Consider the following 253-nt stretch of genomic DNA (forward strand, 5'->3'; position numbering starts at 1 on the left):
GACTCCTTCGGCGGGATGATCCCCATGTTCAGGGGGCTTGCCGGTGCGATCACCCTGCCGATGGTGGGGACCACCTCGCTGGCGGTGGCGACCGGTGCGCTGGCGTATGCCTGGTATCAGGGCAACTCAACCCTGTCCGATTTCAACAAAACGCTGGTCCTTTCCGGCAATCAGGCGGGACTGACGGCAGATCGTATGCTGGTCCTGTCCAGAGCCGGGCAGGCGGCAGGGCTGACGTTTCACCAGACCAGCG

At 64.0% G+C, this 253-nt stretch carries 1 protein-coding gene; it reads left to right on the forward strand.

The annotated features are described in order from the left end of the window. On the forward strand, window positions 1-253 hold a 253-nt coding region (locus SB751_RS33160; protein ID WP_410749390.1), incomplete at both ends, for a phage tail length tape measure family protein.

The organism is Cupriavidus sp. SIMBA_020 (genome assembly GCF_046535395.1).
In the GTDB taxonomy this organism is placed as follows: Bacteria; Pseudomonadota; Gammaproteobacteria; order Burkholderiales; family Burkholderiaceae; genus Cupriavidus; species Cupriavidus campinensis.